Source organism: Amphritea sp. 1_MG-2023, from assembly GCF_030547545.1.
Lineage (GTDB): Bacteria > Pseudomonadota > Gammaproteobacteria > Pseudomonadales > Balneatricaceae > Amphritea.
The window spans coordinates 1-22,202 of sequence record NZ_JAUOQE010000041.1 but is presented as its reverse complement, the minus strand read 5'-3'; the positions used below and the strand labels follow the sequence as shown (position 1 = coordinate 22,202).

Below are 22,202 nucleotides of genomic sequence, written 5' to 3'. Positions count from 1 at the left end.
GCATCCAATGAAGAAAACCCTGACTTCTGCTGCCGTGCTGATGGTTGCAATGACCGGTACTGCTATGGCTGGTACGTTAGAAACGGTAAAGGAACGTGGTGCTGTTCAGTGTGGCGTGACCAGCGGTGTCCCTGGTTTCTCGGTGCCTGATGATAAAGGTAATTGGAAAGGCTTGGATGTCGATATGTGTCGCGCAGTTGCTGCTGCTGTGCTGGGCGATGCGACGAAAGTTAAGTTTATTCCCCTCAACGCAAAAGAGCGTTTCACCGCCTTGGTCTCCGGTGAAATTGATTTACTTTCTCGTGTAACGACTTGGACGCAGACTCGTGATACTCAGTTAGGTATCAACTTTGCGGGTGTTAACTATTATGATGGTCAGGGCTTTCTGGTGAAGAAAGAGCTGGGCCTTAAAAGTGTGAAAGAGTTAGATGGCGCAACGGTTTGCGTGCAGTCAGGGACAACCACTGAGTTGAATATGGCGGATTATTTCCGTACCCATAGTATTTCCTATACGCCGGTTGTTTTCGATACCAATGATCAGGCTGCGCAGGCGTTTGATAGCGGTCGCTGTGATTCTTTTACCACTGACTTATCTCAGGCGGCAGGTTTGCGGACTCGTATGCAAGATCCATCTAGCGTAGGTGCACTGCCAGAAGTTATTTCTAAAGAACCGTTGGGGCCTGTTGTGCGTCAGGGTGATGACACATGGTTTAATATTGTGAAGTGGTCTCACAACGCCATGTTGAATGCTGAAGAACTACGCTTAACCTCGGCTAATGTGGATAAAATGAAGGCGGAAAGTACTGATCCAAATGTGAAGCGCTTGCTGGGTCTGGATGGGCCTAAAGGTCAAGGCTTGGATCTAGCCGATGATTGGGCTTATCAGATTGTTAAGCAAGTGGGTAACTACGGCGAAGCTTACGAGCGTAACGTCGGTAAAGATTCACCACTGGGACTGGATCGCGGCTTAAACGCGCTGTGGAACCAAGGGGGGCTTCAGTACGCTCCACCCATGCGTTAAAAACACTGATCGACGGCTGACCTACGGGTCGGCCGTTTTTGCTTCTGTCCTGCTGGCTGCTGTTCAGGATAGAAAGATCTGTGTACTGATTTCTGGAGTTAACAATGTCCTCAGACATGTCGAATTCAAGTCACAAACCTGATGACGGTTCCGAGCCGAAAAATGGGCCTCCGTCGAATCAGCCAAAATTCTGGAACGACCCGAAGAAACGTTCGTTACTGTTTCAGGTCATCTTGTTAGCCGCGCTCGGCTTTGTCTTTTACACCATCATTGATAATACCCTGACCAACCTCGAACAACGAGGGATCACCACCGGCTTCGATTTTCTAACGCGTGAAGCGGGCTTTGGTATTGCGATGAGCCTTATCGATTACACTGAAGCATCCAGTTATGGCATGACATTTATTGTTGGCCTGCTGAATACCATATTGATTGCGGTCATGGGGATTATTGCGGCGACGATTCTCGGTTTTATTTTGGGCGTGGCGCGGTTATCTGATAACTGGTTAATTGCTAAATTCTCAGCGCTTTATATCGAAGTGTTTCGCAATATTCCGTTACTGCTACAGATTTTCTTTTGGTATTACGCCGTGCTGCGAACTCTGCCTCATCCGCGTCAGAGCATCGAGTTTTTCGGCTCCTTTATTAACAACCGTGGCTTTATCTTTCCCGCGCCAGTGCCCGAAGATGGCTTCGGTGTGGTGCTGTTTGGGTTATTAGCCGCCATTATCGTCAGTTGGTTGATTGCTCGTTGGGCGAATAAACGACAAGAACTGACAGGTCAGCAGTTTCCTGTTTACTTAACGGCTTTAGGTTTGATTGTCGGCGTGCCGTTGCTGTTGTTTCTGTTGAGTGGCATGCCATTGGGGCTGGATCACCCCGAGTTGAAAGGATTTAACTTTAAAGGCGGCATTACCGTTATACCTGAGCTAATCGCGCTGTGGTTGGCACTGAGTATTTATACCGCTGCCTTTATTGCAGAAACCGTGCGGGCCGGTATTTTGGCGGTATCGCATGGGCAAACGGAAGCCGCAACCGCGCTGGGGATGTCGAAAGCAAAAACCTTACGCTTTATTGTTATTCCACAAGCCTTGCGAGTCGTGATTCCGCCTTTGACGAGTCAGTATCTTAACTTGACGAAGAACTCCTCGCTGGCAACGGCGATTGGTTATCCTGATTTGGTCAACGTGTTTGCCGGGACGACCCTGAATCAGACCGGTCAGGCCATCGAGGTTATTGCCATGACGATGGCTGTCTATCTGACTCTGAGTTTACTGACTTCATTATTCATGAACTGGTATAACGCCAGAATTCAGTTATCGGAACGCTAGGAGGGGATGCTATGAAATATGAATTACAACCTGCGTTACCCCCGCCCTCGAGTATGATTGGTGTCGTTGGCTGGTTGCGTAAGCACTTGTTTAATGGACCGATCAATTCGATAGCGACGATCGTTGTCGGTTACTTTTTGATTAGCCTGTTGGTGCCAACCGTTCAATGGATCTTTATCGATTCTGATTGGGTCGGTGATAGTCGAGACGCTTGTACCAGTGGCGGTGCTTGCTGGGTATTTATCGCTAATCGATTAGATCAGTTTCTTTATGGTTTTTACCCCGAAGCAGAGCATTGGCGCGTGCAGTTGGCCTTTATTATTTTGATCGGCTCAATTATTTGGTTGGTGTTACCGCAGACGCCGAAGAAAGGCCTGGTTGCCGCGCTATTATTGGTGGTTTATCCGATTATCGCGTTTTTCTTGCTCTATGGTAATGCCTTCGGTCTGGTTCAAGTAGAAACCCATTTGTGGGGCGGTTTGAGTCTGACACTGGTATTAGCCGTGGTGGGTATCGTGGCTTCATTGCCATTGGGTATTGTGTTGGCATTGGGACGACAATCTGAAATGCCGATCGTGCGCTCGGTCTGTGTCACCTTTATCGAAATCTGGCGCGGCGTGCCGCTGATTACGGTGCTATTCATGGCATCGGTGATGTTGCCGCTGTTTTTCCCAGAAGGGATGAGTTTTGACAAACTGCTCAGAGCGTTGATTGGCATTACCTTGTTTCAGTCGGCTTATATGGCGGAAGTCATTAGAGGAGGGCTGCAAGCGATTCCTCGGGGACAATATGAGGCGGCGGATGCGCTGGGGCTTGGTTATTGGCAGAAGATGATTTTAATTATTATGCCGCAGGCGCTTAAACTGATGATACCGGGTATTGTGAATACCTTTATCGCGCTGTTTAAGGATACGAGTCTGGTGCTGATTATCGGTTTATTTGATGTTCTAGCGATTGGTCAGGCGGCAAATCAGGATCCTAAATGGATCGGTTATTCCACTGAGAGTTATTTGTTTGTTGCCCTGCTGTTCTGGGTGTTCTGTTTCAGTATGTCGCGGTATTCGCAACATCTGGAGAAGAAATTACATACCGGCCATGGTAACCGTGCCTGATAACAGAGAGATTTTGAAATGACCCATTCACATATGACTGATAAATTGATGGTGGAGCTGAGCGACCTGAATAAATGGTACGGTGAGTTTCATGTGCTAAAAAATATTAATCTAAAAGTTAAACAGGGCGAAAAGATCGTTATCTGTGGCCCCTCTGGATCGGGCAAGTCGACCATGATTCGGTGTATTAATCGCTTAGAAGAGCATCAAAAAGGCAGTATCGTGGTAAGCGATATTCCCTTAAATGAAGATATCAAAAATATTGAGGCGATCCGTAAAGAAGTGGGTATGGTGTTTCAGCACTTCAATCTGTTTCCGCATCTGTCGGTATTAGAAAACTGTGTGCTTGCCCCTATCTGGGTGAAAAAAATGCCACGTAAAGAGGCGGAAGCGCGGGCCATGGAGCTACTCGAACGGGTTAAAATCCCTGATCAAGCCAATAAATATCCGGGTCAGTTATCCGGTGGACAGCAGCAGCGGGTGGCGATTGCGCGATCGCTGTGTATGAATCCTGATGTCATGCTCTTCGATGAACCAACGTCTGCACTCGATCCGGAGATGATTAAGGAGGTTTTGGATGTCATGATTGAGTTAGCGAATGAAGGCATGACCATGCTATGTGTGACCCACGAGATGGGTTTTGCTAAAACCGTGGCTGACCGTGTTATCTTCATGGACGGTGGACAAATTGTTGAGGAAAATGAACCACATGAGTTCTTTAATAATCCTCAGCATGAGCGGACACAGCTATTCTTGAGTCAGATTTTACAACATTAAAGCCCATCGCTAGCAATTGCGTTCTTAGCGCGCGAAAAGTAAAACCGCCAATTGGCGGTTTTATCTGTTTGGCAGCGACACAATGTGTCGCGCCTTTTTGATCGCCTCGATAGGGTTTAACCGCGAGGAATTTGATCGTATTCAGCTTCATCGAGTAAGCCATCTTTGTTTAGATCGGCGGCCAAGAAAGTCGTCTCTAGCGCGGCAACAGTATTGGCTTCTTCCAGGGAGATAAAACCATCGGCGTCGATATCCACTAGTTTAAATTCTGGCATTTCAACGGCAAAAGCGGTTGCTGAAACGGCGGTAAGGGCGACTGCGCAAAGTGTTTTGATATTCATATTAAAGCTCTCAGATTGTTTCAATAAAAGTAAATGTTGCATTCGTCGGATTCAAAATCCGTTTGGAATAATTCTTATATAGCAGGGACTGAGCCAATATTTTTTTATCTATATAAATCAATGAGTTATTATCGAAAATATGGAGGCGTCACAGAATAACTGTCGCTATTGCGCATCGATATACCGGCGTGTTTTTTTAAATCATTGATTTTAAATGAATTTTAATTGTCTTTGGCTGGAGACAGCAATATCGATTGAAGGCTTGAGCGTTGAATTTATCGTCATGAGTCGCTGTCGCGATGATAGGGTTAACGACGCGTTATGATGAGAGTGGTTATCGATTGGTGACAGCTGAATATTGGCCTAGAGGCGAGCGAGTACTGATTATCGTGTCTGATAGGATGAGGTTCTAAGCGAGTTGAAGCTCAATACCGGCGAGTTGCAGGATGATGCTGGTGAGTGTTAGCCAAGGATCGCCGAGTGCCCCTTTAATTTGTGCATCGGCTTCGGAGCAATCGCTAAGTAAGTGACGCAGTTTAGCCGCGGGAAGACGTTGCGCGGCATTACGCATCTGATTTTTACGGTTGCCCCAGATACGTTCTCGCTGACAGAGGGTGTCGAAGGGGGTGCCTTTTTGCAGGCCCTCCTGAAGACTAAGCAGCGAGCGGATATCACGAGCGATGGCCCATAATGCAACGGAGGCTTCAGTGCCTTCCTGACGCAGCACTTCAATAATCTTAGTGCAGCGGGGCACTTGCTGAAGTATAGCGGCCTCAGTTAAGCCATATATATCGTAACGCGAGCTGTCTGAGACACTATCCATCACCATATCGGCGGTTACGGTTTGACCGGCATACAGCAGATTGAGTTTATCGAGTTCTTGCTTCGCGGCGAGAAGATTGCCTTCGATACGTTCGCAGAGTAGCTGTGTTGCTTGGTTTTCGAGGGTGAGTCCGATCAGGCGGGCGCGTTGATTGATCCAGCCGGGTAGTTGGGGCAAATCGACTGGCCAAATCTCAACAATAAGGCCTTGCTGATCAATCGCTTTAAACCAGGCGCTTTTTTTAGCGGCAGCATCCAGCTTATTGGCGATGATCAGTAAAACATTATCTGCGGCAGGGCGCTGCAGGTATTCTCGGAGAATTTCACTCGACTGTTTGTTGAGTTTTTGATTGCCGAGGCGTAGCTCAATAATCTTTTGTTCGGCAAACAGAGATAGCGCGTTAGCGCATTCGAGTAGATATTCCCACTTAAAGCCGGTTTCGACATGCAAGGTTTCTCGTTCGCTAAAACCGATCACATGTAGGTGTTGACGCAATAGGTCGCAGCTTTCCTCAATCAGCAGGGTTTCATCCCCAGTAATAAGATAAACCGGAGCCGGTTGCTGGCTGAGTTTGCTGGCAAGTTGCTCCGGTTTTATTTTCATGGGGCCTGCTATCTGGAATTAAGGAGTCGTGGGTTTCACGTTAGCGTAGAAACGCAGAATCTGACGAGCGAGCTGTTGATCCATCTCGTCATAGAGCTGTGCTTCTTGGGCATTACTGGCGGTTTCTTTATCCGTATCATAATCATAGATACGATCAACCGCTAAGTGACGCTCTAGGACAATGTCGCCTTGTGTATCTTTGACTAAGAAACTCACCCGAGTGGTCAGTTCGTACTCATCGATATCGGCATCAGCACCCAACGTCGCTTCACGTCGGCTACGTTTTTCAGAGATGATCTGCAGTAAGTAACCGGTGCCATGATTCACGCTGACACCGTTAGCTTCCAGTAGCCGTCGCAGTACGGGAGCCAACTGACTACGAGAGCGCTCAGGTGACACTAGCGTTACCTGTCGTAGTGGCTCGGCTAGATCCGCATTGCCTCGGAGATGAAAGCCGCATGCCGAGAGCAGCAAGCAGCAAGCAGTGAAGAAAACGGTGACCGATAATCGGCTTTGGCAGCGTGTCATGTTTATCCCTTAACCTACCACGATATTGACGAGTTTATTGGGCACCACAATCTGTTTGCGGATTGTTTTACCGTCGATATGGCGTTGCACACCCTCATCCGCGAGTGCCGTGTGTAATACCACGCCCTCATCGGAGTCAGCCGGCAGGGTTATTTTACCACGGACTTTACCGTTGACCTGAATGACCATCTGTACATTGGCTAAGGTCAATGCGGCTTCATCAACGATGGGCCAAGGCGCGGCCAATAAATTATCAGTATTACCGAGATCTGACCAAAGCTGATGAGTAATGTGCGGCACGATAGGCGCCAATAGCTGCACAGCGGCGCTGAGCGCTTCGCGCACTACGGCTCGACCTTGCTCACTAGCATCGACAAAACGACTGATCGCGTTGCTGAGTTCCATAACGGCAGCGATCGCGGTATTAAACGTCTGACGACGCTCGATATCATCAGATACTTTTTTGATGGTTTCATGGGTTTTACGGCGCAGCTCTTTCTGCCGATCATTTAAGGCATCCGGTTGCAGTGCGACGATATCACCGGGCGTCTGTAGATGATCGAATACGAGTTTCCATAGACGGCGTAGGAACCGATGAGCACCTTCGACACCGGAATCAGACCATTCCAGGGATTGCTCTGGGGGAGCCGCAAACATCATAAATAAACGCACCGTATCGGCACCGTATTTATCGATCATAACCTGAGGATCAATACCGTTGTTTTTCGACTTGGACATTTTGCCCATACCGGCAGATTCAACCGTTTCGCCATCGGTGATATGTACGGCCTGCGTGACGCGACCTTTCTCGTCTCGCTCAACTTTCACATCGGCTGGCGAAATCCAGGTTTTGCCGCCATTTTCGTCATCACGGTAGTAGGTGTCTGCCAGTACCATGCCTTGACATAATAGCCGTTCGATTGGCTCATCAGAACTGACCAGCCCTTCATCGCGCATCAGTTTATGGAAGAAGCGAGAGTAAAGCAGGTGCAGAATCGCGTGCTCGATACCGCCGATATATTGATTCACCGGTAGCCAATAATTGGCGGCATCAGGATCCAACATAGTATCGGCATTACGGCAGGCATAACGGGCGTAATACCACGATGACTCCATAAAGGTATCAAAGGTATCGGTTTCCCGTTCGGCTTCACCACCACAGCTAGGACAGGTGGTTTGCTTGAAGCTATCCATTTTCTTGATCGGCGAGCCAACGCCATCGAAGGTGACATCAACGGGTAAGACGACCGGCAGTTGATCTTCAGGGACGGGCACTGCGCCACAAGTATCACAGTTGATAACGGGAATCGGTGTGCCCCAATAACGTTGACGAGAGACGCCCCAATCACGCAGACGATAGTTAATGGTGGTTTTACCCTTGCCTTTACTCTGTAGCTCGGAAGCGATGGCCTTAAAGGCAACATCGAATTCGAGCTCATCAAAGTCACCAGAGTTAATCAGCATACCTTTGTCGGTAAAGGCTTCTTTATCGAGATCAATCTCGCGCTTGTCTGCTGGGCGGATAACCTGTTTGATCGGTAGGTTATACTTTTTGGCAAACTCATAATCCCGCTGATCGTGTGCGGGAACCGACATGACGGCACCGGAGCCGTAGTCCATCAACACGAAATTAGCGGTCCAAACTGGTACTTTGTCACCGGTGAGAGGGTGTGTCGCCTCAATGCCCAAGGCAAAGCCTTTTTTCTCCATGGTGGCCATATCGGCTTCGGCCACTTTCATGTTTTTGCATTCATCGACAAAGGCTACCAGTTCAGCGTTATCGGCGGCGGCTTGTTTAACCAACGGATGACTCGGTGCGACGGCGACATAGGTGACGCCCATGAGAGTATCGGGGCGGGTAGTAAAGACATCGAGTTCACCAAAGCCTTCGACATGGAAGCTCAGATCGACCCCTTTAGAACGGCCAATCCAGTTACGCTGCATGGTGCGAACCTGTTCTGGCCATTCATCGAGTTTATCGAGATCATCGAGCAACTCATCGGCATAATCGGTGATTTTCAGGAACCACTGAGGAATCTTCTTACGCTCTACCGGCGCGCCAGAACGCCAGCCGCGTCCATCGATAACCTGTTCGTTAGCCAAAACCGTTTGATCAACCGGATCCCAGTTGACTTCAGAGTCTTTTTTATAGACTAAGCCCTTTTTCATCAACTGCGTGAAAAACCATTGTTCCCAGCGATAGTAAGAGGGATGGCAGGTGGCAATCTCGCGACTCCAATCGTAGCCAAACCCCATGAGGTTGAGCTGAGTGCGCATGTAATCAATGTTTTCGTAGGTCCAGCCAGCGGGTGGAACATTGTTTTTCAGAGCCGCATTTTCCGCAGGCAGTCCGAACGCATCCCAGCCCATCGGTTGAAGGACATTTTTGCCCTGCATGCGCTGGTAACGTGAAACGACATCGCCAATGGTGTAGTTACGGACGTGCCCCATGTGTAGCCGACCACTCGGGTAGGGAAACATGGAGAGACAGTAGAACTTCTCTTTTGACGGGTCTTCAGTGGCTTTGAAGCTTTCGTTGTCGACCCAGTGTTTCTGGACTTCAGGCTCAATATGCTGCGGATTATATTGTTCGTTCATTTTGACTCTGATGATAAAAAACCGGCTATTATGGGGTGCCGGTCAAAGGATAGTTTCAAGTGTGTTGCATAGGATACAATATATGCAATGCTACATATAGTTTTAACTCGGCTTTGGAGAGTGATATGAGTAACAAGGGTGATAATGAGCATGACGTGAAAGGCTTGAGTGAGCAATATGATCGGGTTCTCGATCGTTTACGTCAGGATATAGCATCAGCAGAGCATTGGTCTTGGGATTATTTACAGGAAAAAATTGAAGCGGCGGTGGCATTAGAGCTAGCGGCTGAAGATATGACTCGCGATGAGATGGATCTGCTCAGCGCTTACCTCAAGCGAGATTTGAAACAGCTGGGTTATTATGCCCATGAAACCGGTGAAGGCGTTGCTGCGTGGTTGAACTTCGATCTCGATTTTCTGGAACAAACGGTGGCAACTCAACTGATGGATCTAGCCGATCGCACGCGTATCGGTATCACTGAGTTGCAACAACGGTTAGCCGAGGGCGATGATCAATACGCGGCGGGCGACATTGCTGCGCCAGGCACGTTTTCCTGTGTGGCCTGTGGTGAATCGGTAGTGCATACCGCAACCAGCCGCTTAGAGGCGTGCCCTCAATGTGGTTCAGAGACCTTTACGCGTCAATCGGCTCCGTGGGGCGATGAATAGTCCGATCAGTAACAGTAAACCGATAATGCTCATTAGCGGTTTTATTCCCCACGCCTGATAAGGCGTGAGACCCTGCATACGCTGCACTTCACCGGTTAATACCGCTTGTTCATATTGAGGGATGGTGGCGCTAATGCCGCCATCGGGGCTGATAAGGGCGCTAATGCCGTTATTGGTCGCGCGAATTATCCAGCGACCGTTTTCTAACGCTCTCATGCGGGCGATTTGTAAGTGCTGCGCCGGCGCGATTGAGTGACCAAACCAAGTGTCATTACTGACGGTTAGTAATAGATCACTGTGTAAACTCTGCTGTCTTACCAGCTCTGGATAAGCGATCTCATAACAGATAAAGGGCGCTATATGGCTGCCTGCCGCTTGCAGTAAGGGTTGATTGGGGGCTCCCAGACTAAATTCAGACATGGGAAGATCAAAGAAATCAATTATTCCACGTAGCTGATGCTCCAAGGGCACATATTCACCGAAGGGGACTAAGCGTTGCTTATCATAGCTGCCACTGCCACCGGCGAAGAGTGTCAGGCTGTTGGTATAGCGTCGACCTTTCGCTGCTTCCGGATCAAGATAGAGCGTTGGAATGCCACTGATCAGTGCGGTATTGTTATTGTCTAAGTAGCTTGTCAGCGGACTGAGCATCACTTTAGCGGTGCGATAAAAGCTAGGAATAGCGGTTTCCGGCCAAATTAACAGATCAACTTGATCGCTATCCTGACTTAGGTCGACGTAGGTTTGTAAAATCGATTGGAGTTCGCTAGGTCGCCATTTTAGTTGTTGCGCAATATTCGCTTGTACCGCCATGACCTTGAGAGGCTCGCCAACAGGGGTTGTCCAGTCATTCGGGATCTGCTTTTGTTGCACGGCAATCCAAGGAAGGCTCACTACCATGAGGATGGTTGCGGCTTGCAGGGGATGCTTAAAACGTTTGCAAAAGGTGACGAGAAGGGTGCTACTGAGGGCAATATAAAGACTCAGCAGCCACACGCCACCCAGCGGTGCGAATATCGCTAGCGGTGTATCGATGAGGCCGTAGCCAAGATAGAGCCAAGGAAAACCAGTAAACAGCCAGCTGCGCAGCCACTCAAACAGTACCCACAGGGCGCAAAAGCCAATCAGATTACGAAAGAGTTTGGTATAGAGCCATAGTTGAATGGCGAAGAGTATCGCTAATGCCGCAACAAACAAAGCGGTCATGGCGCCAGCGAGTAAATTCGATGCATTACCATATTCGTGGATGCTGACAAACACCCAGGATACACCCGTGCCGAAAAAACCAAGCCCGTAACACCAGCCGAGCCAGCCGCCAGCGCGGGGCGTGCAGTGATGCAAGAGGCTAAATAGTAGCGCAACCGAGATCGCACCCATGTACCAGTAATCAAACGGCGCTAGCGATAAGGGAGCCAACGCGCCAGCGAAAGTACTAAGCAGTGCTCGCCAAAAGACAAACGGGGTGCGATAACTCATGATGGATTAATTGTTTCTGAGCGCACCACCTGAAGTAGGCGGATGCGGCGATTATCGGCACTCAACACCTTAAAGGTAAAGGCATCAATCTCAACGGTTTCATCTTTACGGGGAAGGTGACCAAATTTCTGAGTGACGAGACCTCCGATGGTGTCAAAATCATCATCCGGCATACCGATATCGAAGAACTCGTTAAAATCTTCAATGGGGGTCAGTGCTTTGACGATATAGCCGTTATCGTCGAAGGGTTTGATATTGCCATCATCATCTTCGACATCGTGTTCATCTTCAATTTGCCCGACAATTTGTTCGAGTACATCTTCGATGGTGATGACACCGGAGACGCCGGCATATTCATCGACCACAATCGCCATATGGTTACGCGTGGCGCGAAACTCCTTAAGCAGTACGTTTAGGCGCTTGCTTTCAGGAATAAAGGTGGCTTTACGTACATATTGTCGAATATCGAAGTTTTCCAGATGATTTTCATCCAGGATGAGCGGCAACAGGTCTTTAGCGAGTAATACCCCGAGAATATCGTCTGGGTTTTCACCAATCACGGGAAAGCGGGAGTGAGCGGAAGAGATAATGACGGGTAAAAACTCTTTCGGGGTTTGATCCGCCTCAACGACGATCATCTGCGAGCGCGGGATCATGACATCCCGCACCTGCTGATCAGCCACCTGCATGGCGCCTTCTATGATGCTAAAGGCTTCCTGATCCAGAACGTTTTCATCGGTGGCATCTTTTAGATCGGCCAACAGATCTTCCCGGGTTTTCGGTTCATCAGAAAATATCTGAGAGAGCTTGCCCAGCCAGGATTTATGCTGGCTATGTCCCGATCGCTCTTCGCTCATTTGGTGCTCCGTGTTCTAGGTGTCAGGCTTATTCTGTTAATAAATAAGGGTCGGAAATATCTAAACTCGCCAGAATTTCCCGTTCTAGCTGTTCCATTTCTTCGGCTTCATCGTTATTTATATGGTCGAAGCCGAGTAGATGCAAGACTCCATGTACCACCATATGACACCAATGATTCATTAGCGGCTTATTTTGTTGCTGTGCTTCCTGTGCAACGACCTCTGCGCAAATCACCAAGTCACCCAATAAATCGAGTTCAATACCGTCTGGCATCTCGAACGGGAAGGATAGCACATTCGTTGAACGGTCTTTGCCGCGATATTGATGATTGAGTGCCTGACTCTCGGCGGCATCGACAATTCGAATCGATAGTTCGGCAGCCGCTAAGCGCCCTTTGAGTGTCGCACCGACCCACTCGGTGAGCTGAGCTTCACTGGGAAGGTTTGCATCGGTAATTTGACATTGACGGTCAACGAAGTAGCTCATCGGTTTCCCTGTTGATTGCCCGACTGGACATCGTGTTGCTGTTCATAGTGATCATAGGCTTCGACAATATGACCGACCAACGGATGACGCACGACATCTTTGGCGGTAAACCGAGTAAAACCGATGCCTTTGACCTCTTTAAGTACTTCGCTGGCGTGAATCAGGCCAGAGCGAACCCCTTTGGGAAGATCTATCTGTGTGGTATCGCCGGTGATCACGGCGGTCGAGCCAAAGCCGATGCGGGTGAGAAACATCTTCATCTGCTCGCGGGTGGTATTCTGACTTTCATCGAGAATAACGAATGAACCATTAAGCGTACGGCCACGCATATAAGCGAGTGGTGCGACCTCGATGATATTGCGTTCGATCAGTTTCCCGACCCGTTCGATACCTAACATTTCGTACAGTGCATCATAGAGTGGACGCAGATAAGGATCGACTTTTTGGCTTAGGTCGCCGGGTAGAAAGCCCAGCTTCTCACCGGCTTCGACGGCTGGACGCACCAACAGAATACGACTTACCTCTTCGCGCTCTAAGGCTTCACAGGCACAGGCAACGGCGAGGTAGGTTTTGCCGGTACCGGCGGGGCCGATACCGAAATTTATATCGTGTGTCAAAATCGTGCGGACATAACTTTGCTGATTCGGGCCACGAGGGCGGATCAGGGTTTTGCGGGTTTGAATCGCAATATCGGCTTGATAAACCGGCGCATCGGATGCATTCCCCGATAGCTGTTCAACACCGGATTGTTGCAGCAGTAGATGAATCTGATCGGGCGTGATCTGCTCTCCCTGTAACGCATCTTCATATAGCTGTTCAAGAAGCTTGGCGCCTGCACGGGCGACATTGGATTGGCCCGCTAACTTGAATTGATTGCCTCGGTTGCTGATCTCTATGCCTAGTCGTTGTTCAATCAGGCGCAGGTGTTCATCGAGTTGACCGCAAAGATTAGCGAGTGACTGAGTATTATCCGGCGCTAACGTGAGCTGGATGGTTTGCACTGTATTCAAGAATGAATCCTTCGATTGAGAGGCGTTAAGTTTATCGGCGCTAGGCTTGGCAACTGCGGCGAGTCGCCAAGCCGATTTAGCTGGCGGATTGCAGTGTACCGTCGAGCTCTGAACCGACTAACTCACCCAACAGGGAGTTGGTATACACTTCGGCGATACGGACATCGGCGAAGTGACCGATAAGATCGGGGTTATCGCAGCGAAAGTTAACCACACGATTATTCTCGGTACGACCCTGTAACATACCGGGGTCTTTACGCGAGTAATCCGTGACGAGAATGCGTTGCACGGAATCAAGCATACGCCGACTAATTTGTAGCGCCTGCTGAGTGATACGGTTTTGTAACAGACTCAGCCGCTGTTTTTTGGTGTCCTCAGAAACATCATCGGGCAGATCAGCGGCTGGCGTTCCTGGGCGGCGACTATAGATAAAGCTGTAAGAGTTATCAAAACCAACCTCAGCGATGAGGTTCATCGTGGCTTCAAAATCGGCATCGGTCTCGCCGGGGAAACCAATTATAAAGTCGGATGACAGCGTGATATCGGGACGAGCCGCACGAATTTTGCGAATCAACGATTTATATTCCAGCGCCATATGACCACGCTTCATCGCCATGAGTATACGGTCGGAACCGCTTTGCACGGGCAGATGTAAAAAGCTGACCAGCTCGGGTACTTCACGGTAAACCTGCACGAGACTATCGGTAAACTCGACCGGATGCGAGGTGGTAAAACGGATGCGATCAATACCATCGATAGCGGCTATCATGCGAATCAATTCCGCGAGATCGGCCGTGTCGCCATCATGAGTGTTACCTCGGTAAGCGTTAACATTTTGTCCCAGCAGGTGCACTTCGCGTACACCTTGCTCAGAAAGCTCGACCGTTTCGGCAATAATATCATCCAGCGGCCGACTCACTTCCTCGCCGCGAGTGTAAGGCACCACGCAGAAAGTACAGTATTTACTGCAGCCTTCCATGATTGATACAAAGGCTTCGGCACCTTCTACCCGAGGCGCGGGGAGGTGATCGAATTTCTCAATTTCAGGGAAACTAATATCGACAATGCCTTTTTTATGCGTGCCAGCGTTAGTGATATCGATCATCTCTGGCAGGCGATGAAGGGTTTGTGGCCCGAAGATCATATCGACATAGGGCGCGCGCTTCAGAATGGCATCGCCTTCCTGCGACGCAACACAACCACCGACGCCGATTTTCAGCTCGGGGTTCTTGGCTTTCAGCTTGCGCCAGCGGCCCAGTTGATGAAAGACTTTTTCTTGAGCCTTTTCTCGAATCGAACAGGTGTTCAGTAGCAGCACATCGGCTTCTTCCTGATTCTCGGTTAACTCGAGTTCATGGCTTTCACCCAATAAGTCGGCCATCCTTGATGAATCATACTCGTTCATCTGACAACCGTGGGTTTTAATGAATAGCTTTTTGGCCATGGCACACCTGTTTTACAATCTAGAGAAATTAAGAGGGCGGGAATTATACTTTATGGCAAACCACCTGCATAGTTTTTAACCGTTCCGTTAATGCCTTGTAATCAGCTAAACCGCCCCCATAATAAAGCGCTGTTAACTTTTTTGTTGAGTGTGATAAACATGGCAAGTGACCCGATTTACCGAATAAAATTTCTGAATCAGAACGACATCTATGAGATCTATGCACATAATGTCTACCAAAGTGATCTTTGGGGCTTTCTTGAAATAGAAAACATCATTTTTGGTAGTCAGAGTGCCATGGTTGTTGATCCCACTGAAGAAAAGCTCAAAAAACAGTTCGAAGATGTCGAACGCAGCTATATTCCGATGCAAGCGGTCATTCGTATCGATGAAGTCAAGCATGAAGGTCCAGCAAAAATCACCGAAGTCAAAGGCACCGTGACACCTTTCCCAGTGATGCCTCCGAGAAACTCATAAACTCACTCGCGTTAGCTTGGGCGATGACTTGATTGATCGCCTAGTCTCTTCATGCTCATCGGGGCGATGGTGATGCGCAGTCAGCATCTCCCTTCGGTTGGCTGTCATTACTGCTTTACCCGCGAGTGCCTAATTAGCCCCTCCTTAGCGTAAAACACCCTCTCATAGTGTCTATCTAGCTTATAAAATATGCCATAGATGATGGCTGTGACTGTACCGATCGATCTATCGATGCCCCCTGTTCTTTTTATGCAGCGTTTGTTGCTGTGACGGCTAGCGGCTCTATCTTATCGGCCTATTTTTTTAATAGGGTTGCCTATCTTATGATTTGAGATTCTTATTATTGAATCGATGTTGTGCGTTAAATTCAAAGCTAAGGCTATATTTAACCTGAAAACCTGCTAATTAAACGTTATATTACAGTTAGCTGTTTCGTTTTAAACCGTTTTAGTTTCACCTTCGTGGCCGTATCGAGTTCAACGTGGTTGGTATAGTTTTTTATTTCGTGGCGTACTTAAAAGAGAATACTGTTTAGATATGTTGTTACAGTCACCCCCTATCGTAAGACCATATGAACGCGTGACGAATCTGTTCTTCACCCATATTTTGCCGGGTGTTGCTTACCTGTTATTGGCATATCTAGCGGAAGATTTGTTGTCGATACCTCCTAGTGATGCTTCTGCAGTATGGCCTGCCGCCGGGGTATCCATTGCCGCGATTTTGCTACGTGGCTATCGTGTTTGCTTTGGCCTAGGTGTCGCGCTGATGATTTTTTATGCCAGCAACTGGTTGGATACCACGAGTGGTTGGACGCTGTTACGTTCAATCACGTTGATGTCACTACTCAGTAGCGCTGCATTATTGGAAGCGGCGTTTGCTGCCTGGCTGGTACACCGCTTTTTAGGTGGTGTACCAACGTTGATCGATGATAAGCATATTACGCTCTTTTTATTGATTATTGGCCCGTTAGCCTCCGTCTTTTCCAGCTTGTTAGCCAATATAACGTTACTTGTTTTTGGCGTAATAGGGAGCGAACATTTTTTCGTTAGCTGGCTCACTTGGTTTGTGGGTGACAGCATCGGTGCGATTGTTATTGCCCCGGTTTTATTGGCGCTTTTTGCTAATCGTGAGAGTTCACTGCATTCACGCAAGTGGACCATTGTGTTACCGATGGCGGGGTTGTTGTTAGCTGTCACGGTTTTGTTTACGATTACTAAACAGTATGAGTTGCAGGAACGGAGACTGAAATTTACTCAACAGGCGGAGCAATTACATTCGAATATAGAAGGGCGGCTTGAAGGCGGTCGAGAAGTGCTGTTTTCTTTGCGCAGCCTATTCTTAAGCAATAATTATATCGATAAGGAAGGCTTCTCTCGCTTTGCGTTACATATATTGCAACGTTACCCCGAACTGCAAGCGTTGGAGTGGACGCCGCGCATCCTTAAAGCGGAACGTTCGCACTATGAGCGCTCCTTCGACGCGCCGATCAATATTCTAGAACGCAGTGAAAACGATACGCTAATTCCCGCAGGTGATAGAGATTTCTATTATCCTATCAGCTATATCGAGCCCTTCGCTGAAAATGAGCGAGCATTTGCGTTTGATATCGCCAGTAATCCGCTTGCACTAACGGCGGTGGAAAGAGCACGGAAACTGGGTGGCTCGGCCGCTACGGCGCCGATTCGGTTGATTCAGGAATCAGCAACGCAATGGGGCGTTGTTGAATACCTGTATGTTGAACACTCGGGTCTAGAGAATGGACTCTCTGGCGAAGGGGTGGTGGCCGCGGTCTATCGTATGGGCGATTTTATTGCCTCAGTGTTGCAAGACCGAGCGCGTCAGGCAGTACTAATGGAGATTGAGTTATTTGATATTACCGATGGCTCGGTGCAGATCTACCCATCCGGCTCATCATCGCCGGTGGCTGCAGAACAGCTGACCTGGAGTCGTGAATATCTTATGGGAGGGCGAGTGTATCTCTTTAAATATAGTGCTACGCCCGCCTTCTTACATCACTTTACTCAGTGGAGTAGCTCGATTATTTTGCTAGGCGGGATGTTATTTACGGCACTGTTGGGCGGTTGGCTATTATCTCTCACTGGAACGACACTGCGTATTGGTCAGCAGGTCAAAGAGAAAACCGCATCGCTACAATATGAGGTTGAGGAGCGTCGGCGAACCGAGCAGCAACTACTGAAAGTCTCTAAAGCGGTAGAGTTTAGTCCTAATATGGTCTTGATTACACTGCCGGATGGTGAAATTGAGTATTCAAGCCCTCGATTTACCGAGGAAACCGGATTTAGTCTTGAGGACGTTGTTGGTCAGAATATCAATATGCTCTATTTTGAGCAGCCGGGTGCCATATCGTATCGGGATATTTGGCCTGATTTGAGCCATCAACCCAACTGGGGCGGCGAGATCGGTAATCGGAAGAAGCACAATGTGCTCTATTGGGCGCAGGTCAATATAGCGCCGATCTATGATTTAAATGGCGAGCTGACTAATTATGTCGTGACCCTATTGGATGTCACTGAAAACCGTCTGATTTCAGAACAGATGAGTTATCACGCCAGCCATGATCAGTTGACGGGACTGATTAATCGGCGTGAATTTGAGATGCGTTTACAGTCCGTGTTTCAGCATCAGCGTACTCCCGGTTGTCAGCACAGTTTTTGTTTTCTCGATCTTGATCAGTTTAAAGTAGTGAATGATACCTGTGGTCATGTGGCAGGTGATGAACTGTTGCGACAGATCGCTTCAATTCTTCAGAGTCAGGTTCGCGCTAATGATACCCTCGCTCGTCTTGGGGGGGATGAATTTGGTATTTTATTACTCGATTGTCCGCTCAACAAAGCGCAGGCCGTGGCGGAGAATGTCCGAGATTCGATCGCTGCCTTTAAGTTTTGTTGGGAACAGCAGTCGTTCAATATCGGCGTGAGTGTGGGGGTCGTTGCGATCAATGAACACTCTGCTAACTTAACTGAAGTGCTGAAACAGGCAGACTCCGCATGCTATACCGCGAAAGATGCTGGCCGTAATCGAGTCCATCTTTATACCCAGGGTAACGAAATGCTGGCGCAGCGAGAAGGTGAGATGCATTGGGTTTCTGAGATCAATGCCGCCCTCGAAGAAGATCGATTTATGCTCTATGGGCAACTCATCGTGCCTTTACAAAATGAGCATCTGAAACCGGATATCGAAATTTTGCTGCGAATGATCGATCGAGAGGGCCATGTTATTCCGCCAGGCGCGTTCCTTCCCGCGGCTGAACGCTATCAGCTGGCCGGCCGAATTGATGAATGGGTCGTGAGTCATGCTTTTGCATGGTTAAACAAAAACTTTGCCCAGTTTAGTCAATCTTTTGGTTGTTGTGCGATTAATCTGTCCGGCGGTAGTTTAGGTGACCCGTGCATTAAAGAGGCTATTATTAGTCATTTAGAAAGCTCTACTTTATTGCCATATAAAGTTAAATTTGAAATTACTGAGACCGCCGCCATTGCGAATTTGGTGGAAGCTCAGCGGTTTATTAATGCCTTAAAAGCCTATGGATGTCAGTTTTCACTCGATGATTTTGGTAGTGGCTTGTCTTCATTTGCGTATTTGAAAAACCTGCCAGTGGATAACCTTAAGGTCGATGGCATGTTTGTTAAAGGTATTCTTGATGATGAGCTCGATCAGGCGATGGTCAAATCGATCAACGATATTGGTCATGTGATGCATAAAACCACGATTGCTGAATTTGTTGAAAACGATGAAATCTGCGAAATGATTCGCGCTATCGGTGTCGATTATGGACAGGGGTATGGATTGGGCCTGCCGGAACCCTTAGATAAGCTGTTACAGCAAGTTTGCGATGAGTATGAGTCAAAGCGAATCTAATAACGAGGCTAACATGAGGGTTCACACGAGGTGTCGGGCGATGGCCGACTGACGTGGCAAGGGGTTTATTGAACAATGAGTTTAATGCCTTTACAGCTGATAATTATCGTACTGCTTTAAATGGTTATGTCGAATTAACGCGGCCAAGCGCTGAATATAATCCTCTCCCAATTCGCTGTAGCGATGCAGGTGGCGTATAAGCTTCAAGCTATCCTGACTTTTAAGGGCGGCTTGACGTAACTCCGAGTAGGCGTTGCCTCGTCCGAGTGTTAGAAAGTAGTCGTCTATCGCGCCGAGTAATGAATCATAGCGTTTGACATAGATAGCCTTACCGTCTCTGCGTTGACTCGCCATTATCCGTTTTTCTGAGGGATCAAATGACCAGATTCCGAAGACATTATTCGCCTGCACAAAAAAGCGAGAACTGCCCCAGCCCGTTTCAATGGCCGCTTGTGCGAGTACCATGCTGTTGGGTAAGTTGATCATACGTCGTTGTAGTTGAGCCGGTGATTCGGCATCGTATTGTCCCATGAGCGCATCAAGCCAAGCCTGATCGAGGCTACTGGGACGGTTGCTCTCGAGAATTTTTTCGAGTTTCAAGCGTTGCTGTTGTAGTCGCTGTTTACTGATCAAAATAGCGGGCAATAGGAGGGCGACAAAACGTTGTTTTTTATCCGCGATAGGCAGTTTAGCCAAGGAGACAACCGAGGTGTAAGCCACGGCTTGGGTCGGATTGGTTAACTGAACAATATCGGCGGCGCTATTTAACGGCCGATAATCAACGTTGATGGGGTTGATGTCATGTTGATCGCTGATTTGTATCAGTGTGCCTAGAGCAAACATCAATGCCACGAAGAGTAATAAGGCGGCTTGCAACGGGTTGGATGCGATTTTGCGAGATATCATCGGTTTAATCCTGATCAATAAATAACAACGTTTTGGCCCCACGTCCGGGAATCTCACGCGCCAGCCTAGGCACTAAGTATCCGGGCAGTCGATCCTGTAATTGACGCATCAATTGTTTGGCTTCTGTATCGGGAACATCAAAGTGAGCGGCGCCTTTAACGGGATCAAAGGTAAACAGGTAGTAGGGTAACACACCGATATTAAATAGCTTTTCGCTAAGCGCTGCGAGGATGTCGCTACTATCATTAACACCTCGCAGAAGAACGGCTTGGTTTAAGACAGTCACGTTGGCCTGACGTAAATGATGTATGGCGGTGGCGACCTGATCATCGAGTTCTTGCGGATGGTTGCTGTGTATCACCGTCACCACGTTAAGACGGGTTTGCTGCAGTATTGATGTTAAGCTGGCCGTGACACGCTGTGGCAGTACCACTGGGAGTCGACTGTGAATGCGTAAGCGGGTTAAGTGAGGTATTTGTTCAAGATCTGCGATAAGCTGCTTTATACGCGCATCACTGGATACCAAGGGGTCTCCGCCGGAAAAGATGACCTCAGTAATACTCTTGTCGGCGCTAATATAATCAATGATGTTTTGCCATTGAGCCGGCCCAAGACGGTTTTCTGCATAGGGAAAATGACGGCGAAAACAGTAGCGGCAATTAATCGCACAGGCGCCGGTCAGTATGATCAGTACGCGGCCCTTATATTTGTGGATTAAGCCATCCACCGGATTGCTATGCAGCTCTTCGAGAGGATCCTGAGTAAATCCTGCAACCTCATTTAGTTCTTCTCCTAGCGGTAATACTTGTCGTAATAATGGGTCATCGAGATTGCCTTTTTCAATACGATCCAGCCAAGGACGGGGGATACGCATAGTAAATTCAGCACTGGCGCGATGAGCGTCTTGGAGGATGGTTTCGGGGAGTTGGAGATAACGAATCAGCGCTTCCGGGCTTTCGATTGTCTGACTTAGCAGTGTTTGCCAGGTCTCGGGTAACTGAATGGGTGAGTGCATATTGGATTAATTTCGCTGGAAAATTTGCTCGCATTCTCCTTTCAAGTAGAATGTGTGTCAATTTTGCGGTGGCAACAGTTCACCTGAGTCTAATCTATTTCGAGATCAATATGGCAAATTACCCATCTAACCAGTTTAAAAATGGCCTTAAAGTGATGATCGAGGGTGACCCTTGTTCAATGGTCGATGTGGAATTCGTTAAACCAGGTAAGGGGCAAGCGTTCACCCGCGTTAAACTGAAAAACCTGATCACCGGTCGCACTTGGGAGCGCACGTTTAAATCTAACGAAACGGCGGAAGGCGCTGATGTGATGGATACCGATATGGAATATCTGTACAGCGATGGCGAGATGTGGCACTTCATGGATCCGCAAAGTTATGAACAGGTTGCGGCGGATAAAACGGCGATTGGTGATGCGCACCTGTGGCTAAAAGAGCAAGATAAGTGCTTGGTGACATTGTGGGATAACAACCCTATTTCGATTACCCCGCCTAACTTCGTTGAACTGGAAGTGGTGGAAACGGATCCAGGTCTGAAGGGTGATACCGCACAAGGTGGCTCGAAACCCGCCAAGCTGCAATCGGGTGCCGTTGTTCGGGTGCCACTGTTTATTGAACAGGGTGATGTTTTAAAAATCGATACGCGTAGCGGTGAGTACGTTTCTCGCGCATAAGACTGAGCGACGCGTTTAACCTCGATAATCCATGGCAGCCTCGGCTGCCGTTTTTATGCACAGGATGTGCGGTATGCCGCGGGCGCATGGATGCGCAGGAGCGGCGATGTACAGGCTCTCTTAGGTGGGCGTATGCCGCGGGCGCATGGATGCGCAGGAGCGGCGATGTACAGGC

General features: G+C 48.5%; 19 protein-coding genes. 8 read left to right on the top strand and 11 right to left on the bottom strand.

Annotated features, from left to right (window positions below; all coding sequences use genetic code 11):
- Window positions 1-7: 7 nt before the first annotated feature.
- From Q4488_RS16850 to Q4488_RS16835, 4 genes are all read left to right on the top strand, one after another.
- Window positions 8-1,021, top strand: a complete 1,014-nt coding sequence (locus Q4488_RS16850) for an amino acid ABC transporter substrate-binding protein (RefSeq protein ID WP_303581654.1) — start codon at window positions 8-10, stop codon at window positions 1,019-1,021.
- A gap of 116 nt (window positions 1,022-1,137) precedes the next feature.
- Window positions 1,138-2,352: an amino acid ABC transporter permease gene (locus Q4488_RS16845; RefSeq protein WP_303581653.1), complete on the top strand. Its 1,215-nt coding sequence runs from the start codon at window positions 1,138-1,140 to the stop codon at window positions 2,350-2,352.
- A gap of 11 nt (window positions 2,353-2,363) precedes the next feature.
- Complete coding sequence (locus Q4488_RS16840; RefSeq protein ID WP_303581652.1) at window positions 2,364-3,464, top strand: amino acid ABC transporter permease; 1,101 nt, start codon at window positions 2,364-2,366, stop codon at window positions 3,462-3,464.
- A gap of 18 nt (window positions 3,465-3,482) precedes the next feature.
- Window positions 3,483-4,241, top strand: coding sequence for an amino acid ABC transporter ATP-binding protein (locus Q4488_RS16835; RefSeq protein ID WP_303581651.1), 759 nt, complete (start codon window positions 3,483-3,485; stop codon window positions 4,239-4,241).
- Window positions 4,242-4,357: 116 nt separating this feature from the next.
- Here the strand turns inward: Q4488_RS16835 and Q4488_RS16830 are convergent, their stop codons facing one another.
- The 4 genes from Q4488_RS16830 to leuS all read right to left on the bottom strand — a co-directional run bounded on the left by Q4488_RS16830 (window position 4,358) and on the right by leuS (window position 9,134).
- On the bottom strand, window positions 4,358-4,582 hold the full coding sequence (locus Q4488_RS16830) for a hypothetical protein (protein WP_303581650.1): 225 nt from the start codon (window positions 4,580-4,582) through the stop codon (window positions 4,358-4,360).
- A 409-nt stretch (window positions 4,583-4,991) separates the two neighbouring features.
- On the bottom strand, window positions 4,992-6,008 hold the full coding sequence (gene holA, locus Q4488_RS16825; RefSeq protein WP_303581649.1) for a DNA polymerase III subunit delta: 1,017 nt from the start codon (window positions 6,006-6,008) through the stop codon (window positions 4,992-4,994).
- An 18-nt stretch (window positions 6,009-6,026) separates the two neighbouring features.
- Complete coding sequence (gene lptE / locus Q4488_RS16820; protein ID WP_303581648.1) at window positions 6,027-6,536, bottom strand: LPS assembly lipoprotein LptE; 510 nt, start codon at window positions 6,534-6,536, stop codon at window positions 6,027-6,029.
- A 9-nt stretch (window positions 6,537-6,545) separates the two neighbouring features.
- Entirely contained in the window at window positions 6,546-9,134 is a 2,589-nt protein-coding gene (leuS, locus tag Q4488_RS16815; RefSeq protein WP_303581647.1) for a leucine--tRNA ligase, read from the bottom strand.
- 125 nt (window positions 9,135-9,259) lie between these two features.
- Here leuS and Q4488_RS16810 point away from each other — a divergent pair, with 125 nt between their 5' ends.
- Window positions 9,260-9,802: a metalloendopeptidase gene (locus tag Q4488_RS16810; RefSeq protein ID WP_303581646.1), complete on the top strand. Its 543-nt coding sequence runs from the start codon at window positions 9,260-9,262 to the stop codon at window positions 9,800-9,802.
- On the opposite strand, the gene lnt is transcribed toward Q4488_RS16810, so the two are convergent.
- The 5 genes from lnt to miaB all read right to left on the bottom strand — a co-directional run bounded on the left by lnt (window position 9,758) and on the right by miaB (window position 15,076).
- The gene (lnt, locus tag Q4488_RS16805; RefSeq protein WP_303581645.1) at window positions 9,758-11,278 is read right to left on the bottom strand and encodes an apolipoprotein N-acyltransferase; all 1,521 of its coding nucleotides are present in this window, start codon (window positions 11,276-11,278) and stop codon (window positions 9,758-9,760) included. The genes Q4488_RS16810 and lnt overlap by 45 nt on opposite strands.
- The gene (locus tag Q4488_RS16800; protein ID WP_303581644.1) at window positions 11,275-12,135 is read right to left on the bottom strand and encodes an HlyC/CorC family transporter; all 861 of its coding nucleotides are present in this window, start codon (window positions 12,133-12,135) and stop codon (window positions 11,275-11,277) included. Before Q4488_RS16800 ends, lnt begins: the two co-directional genes overlap by 4 nt.
- A gap of 28 nt (window positions 12,136-12,163) precedes the next feature.
- A complete protein-coding gene (gene ybeY / locus Q4488_RS16795; protein ID WP_303581643.1) occupies window positions 12,164-12,622 on the bottom strand; it encodes an rRNA maturation RNase YbeY in 459 nt (152 codons plus the stop codon).
- A complete protein-coding gene (locus tag Q4488_RS16790) occupies window positions 12,619-13,632 on the bottom strand; it encodes a PhoH family protein (protein WP_303581642.1) in 1,014 nt (337 codons plus the stop codon). The genes ybeY and Q4488_RS16790 overlap by 4 nt, the downstream gene beginning before the upstream one ends.
- Window positions 13,633-13,708: 76 nt before the next feature.
- Window positions 13,709-15,076 carry a tRNA (N6-isopentenyl adenosine(37)-C2)-methylthiotransferase MiaB gene (gene miaB / locus Q4488_RS16785; RefSeq protein WP_303581641.1) on the bottom strand — a complete coding sequence of 456 codons (1,368 nt, stop codon included), beginning with the start codon at window positions 15,074-15,076 and terminating at the stop codon, window positions 13,709-13,711.
- A gap of 159 nt (window positions 15,077-15,235) precedes the next feature.
- Here miaB and Q4488_RS16780 point away from each other — a divergent pair, with 159 nt between their 5' ends.
- Together Q4488_RS16780 and Q4488_RS16775 are read left to right on the top strand one after the other, a co-directional pair.
- Window positions 15,236-15,553: a DUF1820 family protein gene (locus Q4488_RS16780; RefSeq protein WP_303581640.1), complete on the top strand. Its 318-nt coding sequence runs from the start codon at window positions 15,236-15,238 to the stop codon at window positions 15,551-15,553.
- Window positions 15,554-16,132: 579 nt separating this feature from the next.
- A complete protein-coding gene (locus tag Q4488_RS16775; protein ID WP_303581639.1) occupies window positions 16,133-19,432 on the top strand; it encodes an EAL domain-containing protein in 3,300 nt (1,099 codons plus the stop codon).
- Window positions 19,433-19,522: 90 nt separating this feature from the next.
- On the opposite strand, the gene Q4488_RS16770 is transcribed toward Q4488_RS16775, so the two are convergent.
- Entirely contained in the window at window positions 19,523-20,338 is an 816-nt protein-coding gene (locus Q4488_RS16770; RefSeq protein WP_303581638.1) for a glucosaminidase domain-containing protein, read from the bottom strand.
- A 4-nt stretch (window positions 20,339-20,342) separates the two neighbouring features.
- On the bottom strand, window positions 20,343-21,353 hold the full coding sequence (epmB, locus tag Q4488_RS16765) for an EF-P beta-lysylation protein EpmB (RefSeq protein ID WP_303581637.1): 1,011 nt from the start codon (window positions 21,351-21,353) through the stop codon (window positions 20,343-20,345).
- A 110-nt stretch (window positions 21,354-21,463) separates the two neighbouring features.
- Here epmB and efp point away from each other — a divergent pair, with 110 nt between their 5' ends.
- A complete protein-coding gene (gene efp, locus Q4488_RS16760; protein ID WP_303581636.1) occupies window positions 21,464-22,027 on the top strand; it encodes an elongation factor P in 564 nt (187 codons plus the stop codon).
- Window positions 22,028-22,202: the final 175 nt, after the last annotated feature.

Coding starts and splice junctions, on each gene's coding strand:
- Q4488_RS16810 (WP_303581646.1), top strand. CDS start 9,260: ATGAGTAACAAGGGTGATAATGAGCATGACGTGAAAGGCTTGAGTGAG.
- Q4488_RS16840 (WP_303581652.1), top strand. CDS start 2,364: ATGAAATATGAATTACAACCTGCGTTACCCCCGCCCTCGAGTATGATT.
- holA (WP_303581649.1), bottom strand. CDS start 6,008: ATGAAAATAAAACCGGAGCAACTTGCCAGCAAACTCAGCCAGCAACCG.
- Q4488_RS16835 (WP_303581651.1), top strand. CDS start 3,483: ATGACCCATTCACATATGACTGATAAATTGATGGTGGAGCTGAGCGAC.
- Q4488_RS16845 (WP_303581653.1), top strand. CDS start 1,138: ATGTCGAATTCAAGTCACAAACCTGATGACGGTTCCGAGCCGAAAAAT.
- epmB (WP_303581637.1), bottom strand. CDS start 21,353: ATGCACTCACCCATTCAGTTACCCGAGACCTGGCAAACACTGCTAAGT.
- Q4488_RS16780 (WP_303581640.1), top strand. CDS start 15,236: ATGGCAAGTGACCCGATTTACCGAATAAAATTTCTGAATCAGAACGAC.
- miaB (WP_303581641.1), bottom strand. CDS start 15,076: ATGGCCAAAAAGCTATTCATTAAAACCCACGGTTGTCAGATGAACGAG.
- efp (WP_303581636.1), top strand. CDS start 21,464: ATGGCAAATTACCCATCTAACCAGTTTAAAAATGGCCTTAAAGTGATG.
- ybeY (WP_303581643.1), bottom strand. CDS start 12,622: ATGAGCTACTTCGTTGACCGTCAATGTCAAATTACCGATGCAAACCTT.
- leuS (WP_303581647.1), bottom strand. CDS start 9,134: ATGAACGAACAATATAATCCGCAGCATATTGAGCCTGAAGTCCAGAAA.
- Q4488_RS16770 (WP_303581638.1), bottom strand. CDS start 20,338: ATGATATCTCGCAAAATCGCATCCAACCCGTTGCAAGCCGCCTTATTA.
- Q4488_RS16830 (WP_303581650.1), bottom strand. CDS start 4,582: ATGAATATCAAAACACTTTGCGCAGTCGCCCTTACCGCCGTTTCAGCA.
- lptE (WP_303581648.1), bottom strand. CDS start 6,536: ATGACACGCTGCCAAAGCCGATTATCGGTCACCGTTTTCTTCACTGCT.
- Q4488_RS16800 (WP_303581644.1), bottom strand. CDS start 12,135: ATGAGCGAAGAGCGATCGGGACATAGCCAGCATAAATCCTGGCTGGGC.
- Q4488_RS16850 (WP_303581654.1), top strand. CDS start 8: ATGAAGAAAACCCTGACTTCTGCTGCCGTGCTGATGGTTGCAATGACC.
- lnt (WP_303581645.1), bottom strand. CDS start 11,278: ATGAGTTATCGCACCCCGTTTGTCTTTTGGCGAGCACTGCTTAGTACT.